3 protein-coding genes are annotated in these 2062 nt (G+C 71.5%); all 3 read right to left on the reverse strand.

All coding sequences use genetic code 11. The features are described from left to right. On the reverse strand, positions 1-368 hold a 368-nt coding region (locus ACZ6MA_RS33935; protein ID WP_469438765.1), incomplete at its 3' end, for an amino acid permease. A gap of 154 nt (positions 369-522) precedes the next feature. After that, positions 523-1503 (reverse strand): hypothetical protein, encoded by a 981-nt coding sequence (locus ACZ6MA_RS33940; RefSeq protein WP_469438762.1) that lies wholly within the window; start codon positions 1501-1503, stop codon positions 523-525. 20 nt (positions 1504-1523) lie between these two features. After that, positions 1524-2062, reverse strand: a 539-nt coding sequence (locus ACZ6MA_RS33945) for a Scr1 family TA system antitoxin-like transcriptional regulator (RefSeq protein ID WP_469438763.1), incomplete at its 5' end; no start/stop codon positions are given.

Here is a 2062-nt window from a genome sequence, read left to right on the forward strand (position 1 = left end):
AGGAAGGCCCCGGTGAAGAGGGCGGCGCCGTAGTCGATGCCGGCGATCGCCCCCAGCAGGCCGAGCAGGTTGAGCCAGCCGGTGTACCAGCCCCAGCGTCTGCCGCCGAGCTGGTCCGCCATGAAATACAAGGCCCCGGACGTGGGGTAGGCGCTGGTGACCTCCCCCAGGGCGCCGCCGACGAGCATCACCATCAGCCCGACAACGGCCCACCCCCAGATCATCACGGCCGGGCCACCGGTGGTCAGCCCGAAGCCGTAGAGGGTCATGCAGCCGGACAGCACGGAGATCACGCTGAAGCTGATCGCGAAGTTGCCGCGCGGGGTCATCTTCCGGGACAGCACGGGCTCGTAGCCGAGCCGGCGCAGCTGGACGTCGTCAGGCTGCGCATCACGGCCTGGGCCGGGGCGGGTGCGGGGGTGGGGGGAGTGGGCGTGGGACACGGCAGAACCTCCAAGAACGCGGATCGAATGAACGCGGCGGGTGACAGGGGGGCCGGTGGAGCCCGGCATGCTGGGGCGGTCATGCGGACGGGGGGTGGTTGCGGGCATAGGACAGGGACTGGGTACGGGCCCGCACGAAGCCCTCCTGCCACCGGCCCGGGTCGTCACTGACGTACCACCAGGGCAGCCGCGCGGCGTAGGGGCCCATCGCGGTGAACACCCTGGCCGCGTCGGCGTACTGGTGGGCTGCCCACAGGGCGTGCGCGAGATGACTGAGGTCGAGAACCGACCGCTCCGCCAGGGGCGTTACCGGGTGATTGAACCAGCCGTCGAGCGCGCGTGTGATGTCATGGAGGACGTGGTCTGCAGCCCACTCCCCGCGACCGAGCAGTTCCTCACCCCGTTGCCGCCGGTACCCGTGACTTTCCGCGTAGGTGTACAGCGGCAGTACCCGAAGTGCTGAGCCGGCCGGGGCCCAGGAGACGGCCCATCGCCCGAAATCGATCGCGTCGGCGCGCGAACCGCCCGCACGCGCATACAGGAACTGCAGCATGCGATGGCACGCCTCACGGTTGCCCGGGTCCCGCAAAAGCGCCTGCTTCAGCAGCCCCCACGGGCCCGGCGGAAGCATGCGTTCCGGCGCCTGGGCCCGGTTCACCGCCAGCATCTGCCGCTCATCCAACTGCGCCAGCGCCAAGAGGCACACCCACGGGATGGGGTCAGCGGGTGCACACCGAGCCGCTGCCTCACAGGCCGAGCGGGCCTCCTGCGCCACCTGCCATACACCGGGAAGCTGGTTCCGCTGCCCCCACAGGGCCCGCTCCACCGCGACCCGGGCCCGCATCACGGTGACGTCCACGCTGCCGCTCTCTTCGGCCTCCCATTCCTGGATGACCGTTGAGCGGGCGGCCGCGGCCGCCAGGACCTGGGTCCGCGCGGTCCGCAGCCCCCAGCGCGTCCCAGTGCGGGCCAGGAGGTTACGCATCCCCAGCCAGCGGCCGGCCTCCAGCTCCTCCAACGCCGTGTGCAACTCGTAATCCAGGCCCGCCGGGTGATACACCGGCCAAAACCCCCGGGCGCTCACCCTTTCTCCCCGCAGCGGTCCTCGATCCCGCGGAGCACGGCCAAGCCGTCCTCCGCGGATCCCGCCTCGGCCCATAAGCCGTCCAGCACCGTGCGCAGAGAGCCGTCACCGGCGCATGAGTAGGTCACCGCGAGCGACTCCTGGACAAACAACGCGCTCCCGCCGGGCATGGTCAGCTCGCTGAGATTGCCCGCCGGCACGCTCTGCCCCCGCTCCGGGCTGAGAAAGCGGACCTCGATCTGCCCCTGGGCGGCCGCACGGCGCAGCCACCAGCACTGGCCTGCCACAACCCCGGGCCCCCAGTCCGCGCTGCGCAGAGCCGACTCCTCCAGCAGGACCTCCACCCGGCACCCCGAGGGGTGTCCTCCAGGGGCGGGCCGGGCGGTGACGGCCTGAAGGTCGGGGTCGCGGATCAGCCCGTGGTGCCGCCTGGCCAGGGCCTGCGCGTAGGCGGGGGTCTGGAGCAGGCCCGGCACCATGAGGGAGGAGTAGACGCGCATGGTGGTGGCCTGCCGTTCGACACCGGCCAAGCGGA

Source organism: Streptomyces sp. NPDC042259 (genome assembly GCF_055582085.1).